The 19,352-nt window shown below is 64.9% G+C and carries 7 protein-coding genes; 5 read left to right on the top strand and 2 right to left on the bottom strand.

The annotated features are described in order from the left end of the window. Window positions 1-529 precede the first annotated feature (529 nt). From NUW51_RS00085 to NUW51_RS00105, 5 genes are all read left to right on the top strand, one after another. On the top strand, window positions 530-9,412 hold the full coding sequence (locus NUW51_RS00085) for an autotransporter outer membrane beta-barrel domain-containing protein (RefSeq protein ID WP_265561654.1): 8,883 nt from the start codon (window positions 530-532) through the stop codon (window positions 9,410-9,412). Window positions 9,413-10,676: 1,264 nt separating this feature from the next. Next, window positions 10,677-12,911, top strand: a complete 2,235-nt coding sequence (locus NUW51_RS00090; RefSeq protein ID WP_265561655.1) for a tetratricopeptide repeat-containing sulfotransferase family protein — start codon at window positions 10,677-10,679, stop codon at window positions 12,909-12,911. 74 nt (window positions 12,912-12,985) lie between these two features. Then, on the top strand, window positions 12,986-13,888 hold the full coding sequence (gene cysD / locus NUW51_RS00095) for a sulfate adenylyltransferase subunit CysD (RefSeq protein WP_265561656.1): 903 nt from the start codon (window positions 12,986-12,988) through the stop codon (window positions 13,886-13,888). Then, window positions 13,889-15,823, top strand: coding sequence for a sulfate adenylyltransferase subunit CysN (cysN, locus tag NUW51_RS00100; RefSeq protein WP_265561657.1), 1,935 nt, complete (start codon window positions 13,889-13,891; stop codon window positions 15,821-15,823). It abuts the gene before it with no gap. Window positions 15,824-15,854: 31 nt separating this feature from the next. Next, window positions 15,855-16,589, top strand: a complete 735-nt coding sequence (locus NUW51_RS00105; protein WP_265561658.1) for an energy transducer TonB — start codon at window positions 15,855-15,857, stop codon at window positions 16,587-16,589. Here NUW51_RS00105 and NUW51_RS00110 read toward each other — a convergent pair. Next, window positions 16,586-18,118: an MFS transporter gene (locus tag NUW51_RS00110; protein WP_265561659.1), complete on the bottom strand. Its 1,533-nt coding sequence runs from the start codon at window positions 18,116-18,118 to the stop codon at window positions 16,586-16,588. The two genes, NUW51_RS00105 and NUW51_RS00110, sit on opposite strands and share 4 nt — an antisense overlap. A 102-nt stretch (window positions 18,119-18,220) precedes the next feature. Further along, entirely contained in the window at window positions 18,221-19,234 is a 1,014-nt protein-coding gene (locus tag NUW51_RS00115) for a LacI family DNA-binding transcriptional regulator (protein WP_265561660.1), read from the bottom strand. Between the last annotated feature and the right edge of the window lie 118 nt (window positions 19,235-19,352).

Raw genomic sequence — 19,352 nt, forward strand, 5'->3', positions numbered from 1 at the left:
AATCAGCGCGCGGGGACTCGTGCACGCTCTTGTCGCTTCGATAGAGCAGCGCATCGTCGCTACTCGCGCGGCTCCAAGCCCCCGCCGTTTGTCGATGATCGGGCACATTTGGTCGAAATCGAAAATTTTTTTCGCGCCTGAGGTGGAGCCATATTGGCCACAATGGGCGCTTGGAAGAGGGCTCAGAAAGCGGATTTTCGGCGTTCAACTGGCGCTTAAAAAAGGGCGTTAAATCAGCCTCATAGATTAGTGGTCGCGGCGCGGTGGCGGGCGAGGAGGGCGAAACGAAAAACCGCACAAAACCGCCATGGTCGAGAAAAGTTCCCAGAAAAAAGCTAATCCATATTAGCGATTTCGCGCAGGAGCCTGTTGCGTCGCGTCGCGGATGAGGATAGGGCTGAAATGCTATGTCGTGCGGCTTGCCCCCGGCTCGGTGCGCGCTTCCTGTTGGAGGCGTTGTCGGGAAGGTGGCCCAAACGATGGGTTCCAAATGGCTCCGGTCCGGGGGCCGAACAGGGGAATATTACTGATGACTAATCTGACCACGCGCGTAACGCTGCTCACGGGGGCCTCGCTGGCCTCGATCGGTCTCGCCATGCCGGCGCATGCCGATACGCTGATTATCGACGATGGCGGCTATAGCTTCGATGTCGACGATAATGCGTTCGACGTCATCGAGATTGGTCTCATTTGCGATGATCCGCCGCTCATCAACTCGTGCGGCGTGGTCAATACCGCAGGTTATGATTCGCTCGGCGCCACGGCGACCTCGACCAGCGACGCGCAGCGCAACCAGGTGAGCGCGGTCGTCAATTCGGTCGGCAACGGACAGATTCTCCAGACGGGCGTGGCGCTCGGCACCGGCACCACGGGCGGCGACGTGACCCTGGTCGCCAATCTCAACAATGCGACCTCGGGCTCGCTCAACCCTGGCGAAGCGGACATCGTCGCCATTGCACGGATCGCGGGCGACGGTTTCGCCACGCAGACCACGGTGACCGGCGCGGTCACGACTGGCGGCGGCAATACCGCGACGCTGACGGCGGGCACCGGCCCCATCCTGACGACCGGGAGCGGGGCGGACGTCACCTCGCAGCTGGTCGTGACCGGCTCCTTCGCGGCTCCCGTTGCCGCAACGGCCATCATCCAAGATTATGCCTTGGCTCAGCAGGGTAACGGCGAGGATGTCGCCCAGCTGATCAACATCGGCGGCGATTTCGGCGTGCAGGTGTCGGCCTCGGCCGTCAATCTCAACACCTCGACCGCCGGGCTGACCAGCGAGCAGGGCGATGCCAGTGCGCTCGCGGTGATCACGCAATTCGCCGTCCTCCAGTCGGGGCAGGGTACCAATGTCGATCTCGACATCATGGTGCAGGAAGCCGGCACGGACGACCTCTATCCCTCGCAGATCAACATCGACGTCGACGCGCAGGCCGTCGCGCCGGTCGGCACCGCCAATGCGACGGCGGTCGTGGCTGGCGTCGGGGTCCACCAGGAAGCGAATGGCGGCGGCGAGCTGGCCTCGCTGGTGGTCGACAATGCGGGCGCGATCCTGATCGACGTCGACGCGGTCGCCGACGGCGTGGTCGCCAACGCCAATGCCGGGCTCAATGCGGGCATGGTGCAGCAGGCGATCGACTATGACACGGCGAACATCGGGCTGATCAACGATGACATGATCGACGTGAATGTCGTCGCCGACGCGGGCTATGTCGGCACGAGCACGCTGGCAGCGACGGCCAATGCGCAGGCTCAAATGATCGCGGGCGTGGTGCAGGCCGCAAATGGCGTGGGCGATGCCAACCTCGCCATCGAGAACAACAGCGACGGTGCGATCAACGTCGGCATGAGCGCGATCGCCGAGGCATCGTCGAACGCGAATGCGCTGGCCCAGCAGATCGCCTTCCCGGTCGGGCTCGTCTATCAGGAAGCGCGCGACGTCGACAGCGGCGATCTCGATCTCGACAATGACGGATCGATCTCGATCAGCGTCGTCGCCTCGGCCGACGCGGCCGCCGGCAATGCCAGCGCGGGCATCTTCGGCGGGATCGCGCAGGTGGTCGGTTCCGCTTCGGGCAGCGTGATCGCCGAAACGGCGAGCGCGAGCATCAACAATGACGGTTCCATCGACATCGACGTGATGGCGATGGCCCCCGATGGCGCCAATGCGGCGATCATCGGTGGCGCGATCTGGAATGCGGCCAGCGCCAGCGAAAGCGGCAGCGTCAATCTGGACATCGTCAACAGCGGCGACATTGCCATCGACGTGATGGCCGATGGTGCGAGCGCGGGTGCGCAGCTCGCGGCCGGCCTCGCCAATTTCGGCAATGGCGGCGACGTCGATCTGATGATCTCCAACGACAGCGAGGGCTCGATCGACATCGACGTGTCGGCCAGCGCCTCGCTCGGTGCGAATGCGATCGCCCTCGGTGCAATGCAGGAGGGCTCGGGCATCGATGTCGCGGCCCAGTTCAACAATGACGGCGCGTTCGTTCTCGACGTCAACGCCGACGCGGCGAGCGGCAGTGCCGCGGCCAACGGCCTGGGCGTCAGCCAGGAAGTCAGCGGCTCGACCGCGTTCGCCTCGGTCGACAATGGCGGTCTCCTCGATGTCGATGTGAACGCGACTGCCGGTGATGGCGGTGACGCTGCGGCGCTCGCCTGGGCGATCAATCAGGACGTGGATGGCGATTCGGCGGTCGGTTCGATCGAGAACGTCGGCACGATTTCGGTGCTGGCGTCGGCTTCGGCCACCTCGAGTGGCGATGCTGTCGCCAATGTGGGTCTGGTTACCGGCACGGTCCTCAGCGGCCGTCTCGGCGGGATCGAGCAGAATGTGAACGGGTCGACCAATGCGGTTGCCAACGTGACCAACGAAGGCTCGATCAACCTGACCGCTTATGCGTCGGCGACGAGTGGCGGCGATGCCGATGCGTTCGCCAACGGCATCGACCAGTTCGCGAGCGCGAGCACCGGTGAAGGCGTCGGCAATGCGAGCGTCTCGCTGATCAACGGGATCGAAGCGACCGCGACCGGCACGGGTACTGGTACCGGCACGGGCACGGGTACCGGCACGACCGGGACCGATGCGTCCATTTCGGTCCGCGCCACCGCAATGGCGAGCTCGGGCGGCTTCGCGCAGGCGGATGCCTGGGGTAACATCCAGCGCGCCGACGGTGCTTCCGATGCCATGGCGATGGCCGACAATAACGGGTCGATCAGCGTGGTGGCCATGGCTTCGGGCAGCGATGCCAATGCCGGCGCCTATGCGGGCATTGCCCAATTCGTGGATGCCGGCGGCGCCGCCGTTGCCATGATCGAGAATGAAGGCTCGATCCTGGTGTCGGCTTCGGCCGTTGCCACGCAGATTTTCGACAGCCCGCAGGCGACGGCGAGCATCGGGCTCTGGCAGCAGGCCGACGGTGAAACCGCGACGGCCATGATCAGCAACGCGGGCACCTTGTCCCTCGTCGCGTTCGCCAGCGGTTCGAACGAAGTCGAAGCCCATGCGAACAATGCGATCTTCCAGTCGGCCAGCGCCACTGAAGGTCCCGCGCTCGCGAGCCTCGTCAATGACGGGCTCGTGAACATCGACGTGGACGCCTTCGCCTCGGGTTCGAGCTCGGCCGATGCCGACTTGTTCATCAACAGCGTGATCGTTCAGACCGCCAACAGCACGGGTGTGATCGGCGGCGATGCGGCGACGGCGCGGATCGTCAATAACGGCTCGATCGTCGTCGACGGCCTTGCCTCGGTGACGGGTGCCGCCACGGCGGACAGCGGTGCCGAAGTCACGGCGCAGGCCTTTGCGGGCACGATCGTTCAGCAGGACGCCGACGGCGCCAGCGCCAATGTGAGCTACGTCGCCGACAGCGAAGGCAGCATCGATGTCTCGCTGCAGGCGAATGCGGTCGACGACCAGTCGGCCGAGGCCGAGGGCACCCTCGAAGCGATCATCTGGCAGGATGCGTCGGCCGCACTCGGTGATGCGGCAGCCCTGATCGACAATGACGGTGTCATCTCCGCCTTTGTCGGCGCCGATGCGCTCGTCACCAGCGGCGACGGTTCGGCGGAGGCCGACGTCACGATCGGCACCGAGGGCTATGCGGCCATCAACCAGGAAGCCGAAGCGTCGAGCGCGCTGGCGATCGCCCAGATCCAGAATGGCGGCCTGATCTCGGTCGTCGGTGAAGCGTTTGCGAGCGCCAATGCGACCGAGTCGGGCACCCAAGCCGAAGCGACCGCCAACGTCTATATGGCGGGCATCTACCAGTTCGCGTCGAACGAAGCGTCGGGTACGATCCTCGGACCGCCCCTCCCGTTGGGGCCGCTCGCGGTCACGTCGACGGGCGCGAGCGTCTCGCTTTCGAACAGCGGCTCGATCATCCAGAGCGCGGAAGCGACGGCGATCGGTATCACCGCGAGCGCGAATGCGACCAATGGCTATGCCATCGGCCAGTTCGCCTACGCCTCGAGCGGCGATGCAGCGGCCAACTTCAACAATAGCGGCCTCGTCGACATCGATGTCCAGGCGCTTGCCTCGGCAATCGGCGAAGCGTCGGCCGAAGCCTATCTCGGCGCGGGCGTGCTCCAGTCGGCGACGGCGACCACGGGCAATGCGTCAGCCGTCGTCGTCAATTCGGGCAGCATCCTTGCCAATATCAGCGCGACCGCGCTGGGCGGCACGTCGGCCGAAGCGACCGCTTCGATCGGCACCGAAGGCCAGCTGATCGACCAGAATGTCGACGCGAGCTCGGGCGACGCCTATGCGATGATCGACAATGACGGTGTGATCCTCGCCAGCGCCAATGCGCAGGCGACGGGGAGCACCGCCGATGCGACCGCCAACATCGATGCGTTCGAACAGGATGCGGACGGCACCAATGCCGCCGTGATGTTCGACAATTCGAACAGCATCACGCTGAACGCGGTGGCCAATGCGCTCGCCAACGGCACGTCGACCACCACCATGATGGTGCCGACGACCGGTACCGGATCGACGACGGTGACCAACACCTTCCTGACGGGTAGCGCGGAAGCCAGCGCGACCGTCTCGGTCGTCGACCAGGATGTCGATGCCGATGGCGGCAGCACCGCGATGGCGCTTGCCGATTTCAACAATAGCGGAACGATCGTCGTGCTCGCAGCGGCGAATGCCACCGCGCCGGAAAGCGCGGACGCCAACGCCGAAATCGACGGCATCGAGCAGCGTGCCGACGCCACCGGCGAAGACACGCCCGCCATGGTGAGCTTCGCGAATAGCGGCTCGATCACCATGAACGCCTCCGCAATCGCCAATGGCGGCACGACGGCCGATGTCGACGCGGAAATCGACGTCGGGACGCAGACCGCCTCGGCCACCGAAGGCCTTGCCAGCGCCATGTTCGTCAATGACGGGACGGTGATCGCTGTCGCGCTGGCGTCGGGCAACGTCTCCGACACGATGGACGGAGGTTCGGCCGACGTGAGTGCGTCGCTCGAAGGCCTCGACCAATATGCCTATGGCGACGCGGCCAACGGCTCGATGGTGAACAACGGCTCGATCTCGCTGTCGGCAACGGCGGTTGCGAACGGCCAGACCGACGCGGAGGCCTACGCGGCCGCTTCGGATGGGCTGTATCAGTACATTTCGGGTGAGGCAGGCTCTGCCAGCGGTGTGATCGTCAATGCCGGCACCGTCGCCATGGCGGCCGCCGCGACGGCCAGTGCTGCGGACGCGAGCGCCGAAGCGTCGGGTTATGACGCCATCGATCAGTATGTGACGGCCCAGAGCTTCTCCACCCTGACCAGCGGGGGCTCGGCCTCCACGCCGGTCGCGGTGGCGGCCTTCGGTTCGATCGACAACAGCAATTCGATCGACCAGGACATCAGCGCCTTCGCTTATGCCTCGCAATCCGATGCGGATGCGGACGTCGAAGTTCGCGCGATCGATCAGGAGGTCTATGCTGATGGCGACGCGACGGCCGTCATCAAGAATAGCGGTCTGATCGATCAGTCGGTCGTGGCGCTCGCTTCGGGTCTGACCGATGCGGATGCCGACGCTTCGATGTCGGGGATCGACCAGTATGTCTCGGCCGACGATGCGGGCTCGGCGACGATCAACAATAGCGGATCGCTCTCGATGGTCGCTGCCGTCAGCGCCTATGCCGATGGCACGACGACGGCCAACGTCCCGGTCACCTCGGGTGGTATCCAGGTCACCACGGGCGGCCTTCTGACCACGGTGGCCTCGGCGACGGGTCCGGTGGCGACCACCACGGTCGTCAACGCGACGGGCGATGCCTCGGCCTCGCTCCAGGCCACCGCGGTCGATCAGAGCGTTTCGGCCTCCTCGGCCTATGCCTCGATCACCAACAGCGGGTCGATCTCGTTGTCGGGTGTCGTGGTGGCCGGTGCAGCCGATGAGGCCGATGCCTATGCCCAGGGCTATGGCATCCTCCAGACCGCAAACGGCGCGACGGCCAACGCCTTCATCGACAATAGCGGTTCGGTCTCGGTCGACATGGCCGCGAGTGCTGCGGGTGCGACGGCCTCGGCCTATGCCACCGCGCAGGGCATCGCCCAGTTTGTCGATGGTTCGGGCAGCGCCTCGATCACCAATAGCGGCGACGTCTCGGCGCTGGCTTCGGCCTTCGCCTCGGCCAGCTCGACGGCCTATGTGGGTGCCTATGCTTATGGCATCACGCAGATCGGCATCGAGGGTGTCGACGCGATCGCGCTGACCAACAGCGGTGCGGTGCTCGCCTCGGCCAATGCCAGCGCGACCGGCACCGACGGTAGCGCCGAAGCCACGGCCTCGGCGGTCTATCAGTCGCTCGCGGAGGGCGGCTCGCTCACCCTCGACAATGACGGGTCGATCGACGCGGTGGCCAGCGCGGTCCATGCCGCTTCGGCCGACGCCTTCGCGGTTGCCTATCACGCCGATCTCGGCGCCGATGGCAGCGTCCTTGCCCAGAATGGCGGGACGATCGGCGCGACGGCTATCGCTTCCGCCTCGGCGGGTGTCGCCAATGCGACGGCGTTCGGGATGAACATCTCGGCGTCGGGGACCGCTCTTGGCACGACGGTGATCACCACTACCGGTGGCGGCACCAGCGTGGTTCCGTTCACCGACCTTGCCGATCTCGCCGTGACGGTGACCAACTCGGGCAACATGACGGTGGCGGCGATCGCTCGCGGTGCCGGCTCGAGCACCAGCACCTCGATGGTCCCCGTGACCTCGGGCGGCGTGCAGCTCACGACCGGCGGCCTCCTAACCACCGCGACGGCTGCGACCGGTCCGGTGGCGATGACCACGGTCACCAACACCACCTACGCTTCGGCGGCGAACGCTACCGGGATCTTCCTGGCCGGCAACGACATCCAGGCGGATGTGACCAACTCGGGCTCGCTCATCGTCGATGCCTGGACGGCCGGCGGCGGCGAGGCGGAGGCCAATGGTGTCCTCGTCGACGACCGTGGGACGGATGGCGACAGCACCTTCGTCTTCACCAACGACGGCGGCTTCATCCAGGTTCGCGAGAGCGTGGACGATGGCGCGACCTTCACGCGTGGCATGGCGGTCGATGTCTCGGGCCTCGACGGCAACTCGACGCTCAACCTGCTGGGTGACGGCTCGATCTACGGCGACATCCACATCCAGGATGGCGACGTGATCAATGTCGACGATGGCGAGACGGCGTTCGACGGGATCATCAATCCCGACATGGAGTATGTGGGCACGCTCAACATCCTCGATGGCGGCGCGCTGTTCCTCGTCGATGATCCCTACACCAACCCCGACATGTATGTCGGGCCGGCGCAGGTCTATGTCGACGAGTTCAACATGTCCGATGGCGGTACGCTCATCTACAACCTGCCGGTCGATGTCGATCCGGCGGTGGCCGAGGCGAGCTATCCGCAGATCTTCACCAACACGGCGAACCTCGACGGGACGCTGCTGGTGCGGCCGCTCATCGAAAACGGGCTCTACGAGGACGAATATTTCTTCGACAATGTGATCGAAGCGGATGTTCGTAACGGCCAGTTCGACAGCTGCGGGGTCGAAGACTTTGCCGACAGCATCTTCCTGACGCTGGAGTGCATCTACGACGCGGAGAACAACGTCGACCTCGGCTTTGCCCGCAATGCCTTCGACAGCTTCGGCTTCCAGAGCATGAACCAGATGAGCCTCGCCGAAGCGATCGAATGCTTCTACGGGACCGACCTGACGGGTGGTTCGGCGGCACTCGCGGTGGCGCTGCTCGAGATCGACAACGAGGCCGATTACCTCGTCGCGCTCGACCAGCTGACCGGTGCGGAATATGCCAGCTTCGTTCAGTCGATGCACAGCTACGGCGTCCGCTACAACGAGATCCTCTCGAACATGTCGGATTGCGAAGTGCCGTGGCTCTGCGAGGACCGCACCGGGGTGACCCTGTTCGGTAGCCTCGATTACCAGACGCTCGGCAACGACGAGGACCTCGAAGGCTTCGGCTATGACGCGGACCGTTGGACCGCGCTCATCGGGGCGCAGTTCGCGCTTTCGCCGGGCAGCTTCGCCGGGATTTCGGTCGCGAAGGTCGGCAACGACCTCGAGTTCGACAATCTCGGGGCGACCGAGATCGATGCGGACGGTTATGCGCTTGGTGCCTATGTCGGTTACGACACGGGTAGCGGCCCGTACGCCAAGCTGCTCGGCAGCTATGGCTGGTACGATGTCGACGCCTCGCGCAACATCTCGATCGGCAGCTTCGGCGGCAATGTGGTGGGCGATACCGACCTCACCCAGTGGACGCTGGGCGCGCATGTCGGCTACCACATCGCCTTCTCGGAGACCGCGGTTGCGACGCCTTATGCGCACCTCGACCATGTCTCGACCAACGTCGATGGTTTCTCGGAAAGCGGCCTGCCGGGTGCGAACCTGACCATCGCCGACATCGACGAGAGCCGCACCTACTCGACGATCGGCGGCAAGTTCGCGGCCGATATCGGCGGGATCATCGCCGAGCTCGATCTCGGGTGGCGTCACCTCTACGGCGACCAGCGCACCGGCTTCACCGGCTATCTGTGCGACCAGTCGCAGTGCCCGTTCGACATCGTGTCGACCTGGGAAGAGCGTGACAGCGCGCTGATCGGCGTGGCGCTGGGTGGCAAGGTCGGTCGCGCCGACCTGCAGATCAGCTACCAGGCGCTGTTCAACGGGGCACGCGAGAGCCACGCGGGTAACTTCCGCGTCCGGCTCCCGCTCGGAGGCAGCCGGGTCGAGGTGGCACCGCCGCCGCCGCCCCCGCCGCCCCCGCCGCCCCCGCCGCCGGCTCCGGCAACCATCACCTGCCCCGACGGCACGGTGATCCTGGCGAGCGAGCAGTGCCCGCCGCCGCCGCCGCCGCCGCCGCCGCCGCCGCCCGCTCCGGAACCGGAACGCGGCTAAGCGACGGGCCGCAAGGCTTGGAAAAGAAAGAGGCCGGCTCCTTCAGGGGTCGGCCTTTTTCCTTGTCCGATTGTCTGAAGGAGGCACTTGAATCCGTGGAGTGTGCGCCTCCGGCAACCATCACTTGCCCCGACGGCACGGTGATCCTAGCGAGCGAGCAGTGCCCGCCGCCGCCGCCGCCGCCGCCGCCGCCCACCCCGGAACCGAAATGCGGCTAAGCGACGGGCCAGAAGGCTTTGAAAAGACGGAGGCCGGCTCCTTCAGTGGACGGCCTTTTCCCTTGGACTACAGCCCGCATGATGGATGGTGATCCGGAGGGCATTCGGGAGCAGGGCAGGGCCCACTGAGGGCCGTAGAGCGTGCGGAGGAATGCGGGGCCTTGCGGAGGAAGAGCCAAGGCGCGCGGGGAGGCGTAGGACACGCGGGATTGAACTCGCCTCATGGATGAAGACGGGAGGCGCGCGGATGCAGGGCGAGCGAGCCGAGGCGGGGGAGGAGCAACGCATGGGATCTCGCCTGACGGGTGGAATGCTCCCCCACGCCGAGAATGATCAAACACATTGCTTCAAAGCGGCCGTGGGTCGCGGTGGAGGTCGGCAGGGCTCACGGTCGATCCTGCACCATGGATAATATCGAAGTTTCCTTGTGGAGATCGAGCGAAACGACACAGACTTGCGCGACGGGTGGGGGCCTTGCCCCGGTCGGTCGGAACGCCTCGCTTGGCCGTGGCAAAGCAAACTGCCTTGCGTCGAAGCCGCGAGAGGAGGCGCCGGGCTCGCGGGGATGAGCAGGGCTCGCGGGTTCGATCGTACCCTAAGCACAAGATGGAGGCTTCCTCGGGCTCAGGCAGAGCGGGAGGGTGCGGACTTGCGCGACGGGTGGGGCCTTCCCGTTCGTCGTTACGCTTCCCCAAGCCGTGGCTAAGCAGACCGTGTTGCGTCGAAGCCGCCGGAGGATGCGGGGATAGGCAGGGCTCGCGGGAATATGCAGGGCTCGCGCGGCCGATCTCGTCGCATGGACGATAGATGCCGCCCCGGATGCTGGCAGAGCGCGCCGATGCGGACCCGTCCGATGAGTAGAGCCTTGGCCATGGGCCGGAACGCTACCGCTAACCGAGGCTAATCAAACTTTTTTGCGTCAAAGCCGCGCCGGAGGCCGCGCGGGAGGTTGCAACGCCTCGGCAAAAGCCCTTTATTGGAGCCAAGCGGATCGGGGGGCCGCTCGGGGCTCCTCGTTCGACCTTTTGACAGTCGAGAGTAGCATCATGACCAAAGCCAAGACCAAGACCCCCGGCTCCAAGCAAGGCGCCGCCAAGGCCGCCAAGGCGAAGCAGAGCGCCGCGCAGGCGAAGGCGGCCAAGGCCCCCGTCGAGAATGTCGAGCAGGCCATTTCGGGCGCACAGACCGGCAAGGTCAACGTCACCCCGATCAAGGCCGTCGAGATGGCGGGAAAGCTTTATGGGCAGGGCAAATACGACCAGGCCGAGCGGGTGTGCCGCCAGATCGTCGAGGCGCGTCCCGGCATGGCCGATGCGCACAATATCCTCGGCGTGACGCTGTTCGCGCGCGGCAAACGGGACGAGGGTATCGAAGCGGTGCGCCGCGCCATCAAGATCACCCCCAAGGCGTCGAGCTATCATGCCAATCTCGGCGAACTGCTGCGCCAGCAGGGCCAACTCGACGAGGCCAAGGAAGCGCTCGAACAGTCGGTCGCGCTGACCCCCGACAATGCGCAGGCGCATAACAACCTCGGCATCATCGCCTTCGACCAGAAGCGCTTCAAGGATGCGATCGGACATTATCGCAAGGCCATCGAGCTGAAGCCCGAGATGAGCGAGGCGCTCAACAACCTCGGCAACGTCCTGCGGCTCGCGGGCAAGAATGACGAGGCGATCGAGGCCTATCAGGACGCGCTCACCTATCGCGAAATCTATCCCGAGGCGTATAACAATCTCGGCACGCTGCTGCAGGCCAAGGGGCAGAAGGAAGAGGCCGAGCATGCGATGCGCAAGGCGATCCAGCAGTCGCCCCAATATATCGAGGCGCGCAACAATCTGGCGAGCCTCTACCATGCCGAGAACAAGGATGTGGATGCGCTGCGCATTCTCGCCGAAACGCTGAAATTCGCGCCGCAGGACGTGGCCACGCTGCTACTGACAGCGCGTATCCAGATGGGTCGCAATGCGCACCAGGCCGCCGAACAGGCGCTGCGCTTCGTGATCGGGCGCGAGCCCAAGAATGTCGAGGCGCTGACCATGATGGGCCAGCTGTTGCACGAGACCGACCGATGCGAGGAAGCGATCGAAAGGCTCGAAACGGCATTGGAGGAAAATGCCGACCATCCCGAAGCGCGCAACTTCTATGGCATCGCGCTGAAATCGGTCGGTCGACTCGACGAGGCGCGCGAGCATATCCTTAGCGCGCTGGCGAAGAACCCCAATCTCATCGGCGCCTACGCCAATCTCGGCGATCTCGTGAACTTCAAGGAAGAAGACGAGCTGTTCGACGGCATGGACCGGATCATGAAGCGGGTGAAGAACCCCGAGGCGCCGGGCATGCTGGCGCTGCACTTCGCTTATGCCAAGGCGCTGGCCGACCGCGGCGAGCATGAGCGCGCGCTCGAGCATTATATTCTCGGCGGCAAGATGAAGCGCGCCCAGCTTAACTATAATGAGGATGAGACGCACGGCTTCTTCGATGCCATTCGCGCCGCCTTCCCCAAGGAGGTGTTCGAGAACCGCAAGTTCGAGGGGATCGACAACGAGCGCCTCGTCTTCATCGTCGGCATGCCCCGTTCGGGCTCGACGCTGACCGAGCAGATCATCTCGACCCACAAGGACGTGTTCGGCGCGGGCGAGGTGAAATATTTCAGCCAGTCGATGGGCAAGCTGCGCGACCGTTTCCCGAGCCTGCCCAAATTCCCCGACATGATGGAGAAGCTCAATCCCAAGCAGATGGAGATTCTCGGCAACACCTACCTCAATCGGATGACCGAAGGGGCGGGCGATGCGAAACGGGTGACCGACAAGCTGCTGACGAACTTCTTCTTCATCGGGCTCATTCACCTGCTTTATCCCAAGGCAAAGATCATCAACACGCAGCGCGACCCCGTCGACACCTGCCTGTCGGGCTTCACCAAGCTGTTCAAGGACGACATGCCCCACAGCTACAACCTCGAGGAGCTGGGCCGCTATTACGCCAAATATCAGCAGCTGATGGACCATTGGAACGAGGTGCTGCCCGAGGGCGTGCTCTACACCAGCCAGTATGAGAAGGTGGTCGACGACATCGACACCGAGGCCAAGAAGCTGATCGACTTCATCGGGCTCGACTGGGATCCCAACTGCCTGAAGTTCTACGAGAGCAAGCGGGCGGTGAAGACCGCGAGCGTGGCGCAGGTTCGCAAGCCCATCTACAAGAGCTCGGTGCAGCGCTGGAAGCGTTATGGTGAGGGGCTCAATCCGCTGGTCGAGGCGATCAAGGCGCAGTCGGCGGCCTGAGGGCGCATCAATATAAGGCGTGATGGGTCGGCAGTGCCGGCCCATCGCTTATCCGGGGGCATATCCGAGGCTTCATGGCGGCACTGACCCATCTCGAACGGCTCGAGGCCGAGAGCATCCATATCCTGCGCGAGACGGTGGCCGAGGCCGAACGCCCGGTGATGCTCTATTCGATCGGCAAGGATTCAGCGGTGATGCTGCACCTTGCGAAGAAGGCGTTCTTTCCGGGGCCACTGCCTTTCCCGCTGCTCCATGTCGACACGACGTGGAAATTCTCGGCAATGTACGCGATGCGCGAGAAGGTGGGGAGCGAGGAGGGCATCGAACTGCTCGTCCACCGCAATCCCGACGGGGTGGAGCGGGGGATCAACCCGTTCGATCATGGCGCGCTGCATACCGATCTGTGGAAGACCGAAGGGCTCAAGCAGGCGCTCGACCATTATAAGTTCGACGCGGCCTTTGGCGGGGCGCGGCGCGACGAGGAGAAAAGCCGCGCCAAGGAGCGCATTTTTTCGTTCCGATCGGCGCAGCATCGCTGGGACCCCAAGAGGCAGCGGCCCGAATTGTGGAGCCTCTACAATGTGCGCCGCGCGCGCGGCGAGACGATGCGCGTCTTTCCGCTGTCCAATTGGACCGAGCTCGACATCTGGCAATATATCATGGCCGAGGGGATCGAGATCGTGCCGCTCTACCTCGCCGAGAAGCGCCCGGTGGTGGAACGCGACGGCATGCTGCTGATGGTCGATGACGAACGCTTCCGGCTCGAGGCGGGCGAGGAGCCGCAGATGCGTTCGGTACGGTTCAGGACGCTCGGCTGCTATCCTCTGTCGGGGGCGGTCGAGAGCGAGGCGGACACGATCGAGAAGGTGGTGCAGGAGATGCTGCTGACCACGACGAGCGAGCGCCAGGGGCGGCTGATCGACAGCGACGCGGGTGCGGGCTCGATGGAGAAGAAGAAGCAGGAGGGCTATTTCTAGATGGCTCGTCCCGGCGACCTCGACCGCGCATTGATCGAGAAGGACATCTCGGCCTTCCTGACGCGCCAGCGCAACAAGGAGCTCTTGCGCTTCATCACCTGTGGCAGCGTGGACGATGGCAAGTCGACGCTGATCGGGCGGCTGCTCTACGACAGCCAGCAGATCTTCGAAGACCAGATGGCGAGCCTCGAGGCGGACAGCAAACGGCAGGGCACGCAGGGACAGAAGATCGACTTCGCGCTGCTCGTCGACGGCCTGTCGGCCGAGCGGGAGCAGGGCATCACGATCGATGTCGCCTATCGCTTCTTTACCACCGACAAGCGCAAGTTCATCGTCGCCGACACGCCAGGGCACGAGCAATATACGCGCAACATGGTGACGGGCGCCTCGACGGCGGATCTCGCGGTGCTGCTGGTCGATGCGCGAAAAGGCGTGCTCCAGCAGACCAAGCGGCACAGCTATCTGGCGAGCCTCGTCGGTATCCGGCATTTCGTGCTGGCGGTGAACAAGATGGACCTCGTCACCTATGACAAGGCCGTGTTCGACAAGATCGTCGACGATTATGCCAAGTTCGCGAAAAAGGTAGGGATCGAGCAGTTCACGGCGATCCCGGTGTCGGGGCTCGAGGGGTCGAATATCGCCAGCCTCGATACCGCCAACACGCCCTGGTACGAGGGGCCGACGCTGGTCGAGCATCTCGAAAGCGTGCCGGTCGCAAGCGCTGAGAACCAGGCCAAGCCGTTCCGCATGCCGGTGCAGTGGGTCAATCGCCCGAACCAGCATTTCCGCGGCTTTTCAGGCCAGGTGGCGGCGGGCCGCGTGACGCCCGGCGACAAGGTGCGAGTGCTGCCCTCGGGACGGACCAGCACGGTCGAGCGGATCGTGGTGCATGGCGGCGACCTCGAGGAGGCGGTCGCGGGACAGTCGGTCACGCTGACGCTGGCCGACGAGGTTGATTGTTCGCGCGGCGACGTGATCGCGCTGGCGGGCGATCCGCCCGAGAGCGCCGACCAGTTCGAGACGACCATCGTCTGGATGGACGATGAGGCGCTGTTGCCGGGGCGGGCCTATTGGCTCAAGCTCGGTACCCAGACGGTGTCGGTGACGATCCAACCGCCCAAATATCGCGTCAACGTCAATACGCTGGCGCAGATGGCGGCCAAGACTCTGGAGCTGAACGACATTGGCGTCGCCGAGATCGCGACCGATCGCGACCTGGTGTTCGAACCCTATGCCGATCCCGAAGGCGAGAGTGCCAATCGGACATTGGGTGGCTTCATCCTCATCGACAAGATGACCAATGCGACGGTCGGCGCGGGGATGATCAACTTCGCGCTGCGGCGGGCGCAGAACATTCACCTGCAGGCGCTCGACATCGACCGCGAGACGCGCGCGCTGCAGATGGGCCAGCGGCCCGCGATCCTGTGGTTCACCGGCCTGTCGGGCGCGGGCAAGTCGACCATCGCCAATCTCGTCGAAAAGAAGCTAGTGGCGCGCGGGCGGCACACCTTCCTGCTCGATGGCGACAATGTGCGGCATGGCTTGAACCGCGACCTTGGCTTTACCGACGCCGATCGGATCGAGAATATCCGGCGCATCGGCGAGGTCGCCAAATTGATGACCGAGGCGGGGCTGATCGTGCTGACCGCCTTCATCAGCCCGTTCCGTGCCGAGCGGCAGATGGTGCGCGAGATGTGCGATGACGGGACGTTTATCGAGATCTTCGTCGACACCCCGATCGAGGTCGCCGAGGAGCGCGACGTGAAGGGCCTTTATGCCAAGGCGCGCGCGGGCAAGATCAAGAATTTCACCGGGATCGACAGCCCCTACGAACCGCCGCTGGAGCCCGATGTGCAGATCGATACAACGCTGCTTGGGCCCGAGGAAGCGGCCACTGCGATCGTCGAGGCGCTCCTGCGGCGGCTTGAGGGGTGAAACCGTGCGGGGGCCGTAACGTTGGCTCCTCATGTACGGTGAAACCAAGAGCAGGCGGCAGAAGGCCGGGACGATCGGTGCGATCGCGCTGATGCATGGCGCGGCGATCGCCGCGCTGATGACGGCGGGCGGGATCGAGGTGCTGGTCGAGCAGCAGCCCGACCTCACCACCTATGACATCGAGATCGAGCCGCCGCCGCCGATCATCGAAGAAGTGCCCGAACCCAAGGAGGAAACGCCGCGCGAGGAGGGCGAGGCCTCGGCCAAGCAGGTCGAGAGCACCGCGACCGAAGTGGTGCGCCCCGATATCCAGCCGCCCATTCCGGTGCCGCCCCCGGTGGTCGCCGCGCCAGTCGCCAATGACGGGGCCGAGGCGACGCAGGGCGCGTCGGATGTGGACGAAGGCGGAACGGGTGCCGGCGGGGTCGGCAACGGGACCGGTTCGGGCGGTTCGGGCGATGGCCTTGGCGGTGGCGGCGGCACGCGGCCGAGCGTGGTGCCGCGCACGACGCTGACGCCGCGCGACTATCCCAAGGACATCCGCAAGCGCTGGCCGCGCGGCGGTGCAGTGCTGGTCGCGGTGCGCGTGCAGGTCGACGGCCGCGCGACCGACTGCAAGGTCAATCGCTCGATCGGCGATGCCGAGATCGACGCGATGACCTGCCAGCTGGTCGAGCAGCGGGTGCGTTTCAATCCGGCGCGCGATGCGGCGGGGCGACCCTATGTCGAATGGTATGGCTACATGCAGCGCTGGGTCGGCGGTTAGGCTGCGACGGCGCCGCCATTGGCCTCCGCCTCCGAGATACGCAGCATCGACAAAGCGGCGAGCGTCATGACACCGCCCGCGAACAGCATCGTCCAGATGGGCTCGGTCGGGAACCAGGCCTTGAGCACGCTCCCCATCAGGGTGGCGACGATGAGCTGTGGCACGACGATGAAGACGTTGAAGAGGCCCATGTAGATGCCGAGCTTTGCCTGCGGCAGGGCGCTGGCGAGGATGGCGTAGGGCATGGCGAGGATCGAGGCCCAGGCGATGCCGACGCCCACTTCGCTGAGGTAGAGCCACTGCGCATCGGGAAGGACGAGGAAGCTGAGATAGCCCGCCGCGCCGCACAGGAGGCCGATCATGTGGGTTTTCACCTTGCCGACCGCTTTCGACAGGAACGGCAGGAGGAAGAGGGCGGCCACGGCGGCGACGCCATTGTAGACGGCGAACAGTTCGCCGACGAAATTGCCCGCGTCCTGGAAGGCGGCGGTGGCGCTGTCGGTCGTGCCGTAGAAGCGCTGAGCGACCACAGGGGTGGTATAGATCCACATGATGAAGAGCGCCGACCAGCTGAAGAATTGTGCCAGCGCGAGCTTTTTCATCAGGCTCGGCATGCCGGAGAAATCGCCGACAATCTGCTTGAGCATGGTGGGCTTGTCGCCCTTTCTGGCCATGGTGATGGCGATCATCGAGGCGAGGCCATAGGCGACGAGCAGCGCAGCGAGGAGGTAGACTTCTTTTTCGAGACCGTAGGTCGAGGTGAGGAGCGCGACGAGCGCGCCGCCGCCGATCCAGCCGAGCGCGCCGGTGAAGTTGCGGCTGGCCAGCGCGCGGACGGTTTCGCCCGTGTCCGCTTCGCTCGCACCGTCGAAGGCAGCCATCTGCTCAGGGCTATATTCCTTGGTGGTCACGACGGTCCACAGCACCGCGAGGAAGAGCGCCGCGCCGCCGAACCAGAAGCTGTATTTGACCGTGTCGGGGATGGAGCCGTCGGCGGCGACGTTTGAGACGCCGAACGCGTCCATGATCGAGGGGAAGAGCGAGCCGACGACCGCGCCCAGTCCGATGAAAGCGGTCTGGACGGCGTAGCCGGCTGTATGCTGGTCCTTTCTGAGCATGTCGCCGACGAAGGCGCGGAAGGGCTCCATCGAGATGTTGAGGCTGGCGTCGAGCAGCCACAGGAGCACGGCGGCCATGAGCAGCACAGGGGCCAGCGGCATTAGGAAGAGCGACAGCGCGGCGAGAAAGGCGCCGGCGATGAAATAGGGGCGGCGGCGGCCGAGGCGGCCGAGCCAGGTGCGGTCGGACATATAGCCGATGACCGGCTGGACGAGGAGGCCGGTGAGGGGGGCGGCAACCCAGAGCGCCGGCAAATCGTCGAGCGAGCTGCCGAGCGTCTGGAAGATGCGGCTCATATTGGCGTTCTGCAGCGCGAAGCCGATCTGGATGCCGAAGAAGCCAAAGCTGATATTGGCGAGGCCGAGCCAGTTCTGGCGCGGCTTTTGCGAGATGGTCGCGTGATCGTTCATGTCTAAATCCTCCCCAGGATGGCGGGGAGACTGGCAGGACGGCGGGGGCGTGACAATCGCGCGCACGCTGTATTCGTATGCACGCCGCGCGTGGGCGTGGTCTCAGGAGGAGCCGCGCACCTTGAGGTCGACCGGCAGGAGGACGCTGTCGGGGGCCTCGTTGGCGATTTTCTTGAGCAACGTCGAGATGAGCGTCTCGCCCGCGGTGCGAACATTTTGCGAGACGCTGGTCAGCGGAGGCGTCGTGAGCGTAGCGGCGGCGCTGTCGTCGAAGCCGATGATGGAGACGTCTTCGGGGACCGAGCGCCCCGCCTCGCGCAGCACGTTCATGGCGCCGATGGCGATGGGATCGGCGGCGGCGAAGATGGCGTCGAACGGGACGCCACTCTTGAGGAGATTGCGCGCCGCGATCTCGCCCGCCTCGATGGTGGCGATGGCGTCATGGCTGGCGATGATCTCATGACCGTTCTCGCCCAATCCGCGGGCAAGGCCGAGATAGCGTTCGAGGAATTCGGGCGCGCTTTCGTCCGATTGGCCGAGGAAGGCGACTTTCGTCCGCCCGCGCGCGAGGAGATGGTTGCCGACGAGATAGCCGCCTTGATCGTTGTCGGAGCCGACGGTAGTGCCGATCTGCCCTGCCTTGGCCGCGCCCCAGCGCACGAAATGGGTTTCCTGACCGACCAGTTGCTCGAGCCGGGGGCGAGCCTTGAGATAGTCGCCGTAGCCCAGGAGGATGATGCCGTCGGCCTTGTGGCTGTCCTCGTAATCGACGTGCCAGTCCTCGGAGAGTTGCTGGAAGCTGATGAGGAGGTCGTAGCCCTTGTCGGCGGCGGCGCGGGCCAAGCTGCCGAGCATGGAGAGGTAGAAGGGGTTGATGAGGCTGTTGTCGGGAGTGGGGTCTTCGAAGAAGAGCAGCGCGATGGTGTTCGAGGAACGGCGCCTGAGGCCGCTGGCATTCTTGTCGACGGTGTAATTGAGCTGGCTGGCCGCCGCGATGACCTTGCGGCGGGTTTCCTCCGACACCGCCGGGCTCCCCGACAGGGCGCGGCTGACGGTGGGTTGGGAGACGCCCGCGAGCGCTGCAATGTCGAAACTCGTGGGACGCTTCGAGACCATCAAACCACCGTGACAAATCGGCATCAGCCGGACTGCAACCGACCCTATCGGCAGTTGAACGCCATGTGAATACGTATGTGCATACGAATGCATGACGCCCCGCCCCCTGTCGCATTTC

It is taken from the genome of Sphingomicrobium arenosum (genome assembly GCF_026157085.1).
In the GTDB taxonomy this organism is placed as follows: domain Bacteria; phylum Pseudomonadota; class Alphaproteobacteria; order Sphingomonadales; family Sphingomonadaceae; genus Sphingomicrobium; species Sphingomicrobium arenosum.

Coding starts and splice junctions, on each gene's coding strand:
- NUW51_RS00085 (WP_265561654.1), top strand. CDS start 530: ATGACTAATCTGACCACGCGCGTAACGCTGCTCACGGGGGCCTCGCTG.
- NUW51_RS00090 (WP_265561655.1), top strand. CDS start 10,677: ATGACCAAAGCCAAGACCAAGACCCCCGGCTCCAAGCAAGGCGCCGCC.
- cysD (WP_265561656.1), top strand. CDS start 12,986: ATGGCGGCACTGACCCATCTCGAACGGCTCGAGGCCGAGAGCATCCAT.
- cysN (WP_265561657.1), top strand. CDS start 13,889: ATGGCTCGTCCCGGCGACCTCGACCGCGCATTGATCGAGAAGGACATC.
- NUW51_RS00105 (WP_265561658.1), top strand. CDS start 15,855: ATGTACGGTGAAACCAAGAGCAGGCGGCAGAAGGCCGGGACGATCGGT.
- NUW51_RS00110 (WP_265561659.1), bottom strand. CDS start 18,118: ATGAACGATCACGCGACCATCTCGCAAAAGCCGCGCCAGAACTGGCTC.
- NUW51_RS00115 (WP_265561660.1), bottom strand. CDS start 19,234: ATGGTCTCGAAGCGTCCCACGAGTTTCGACATTGCAGCGCTCGCGGGC.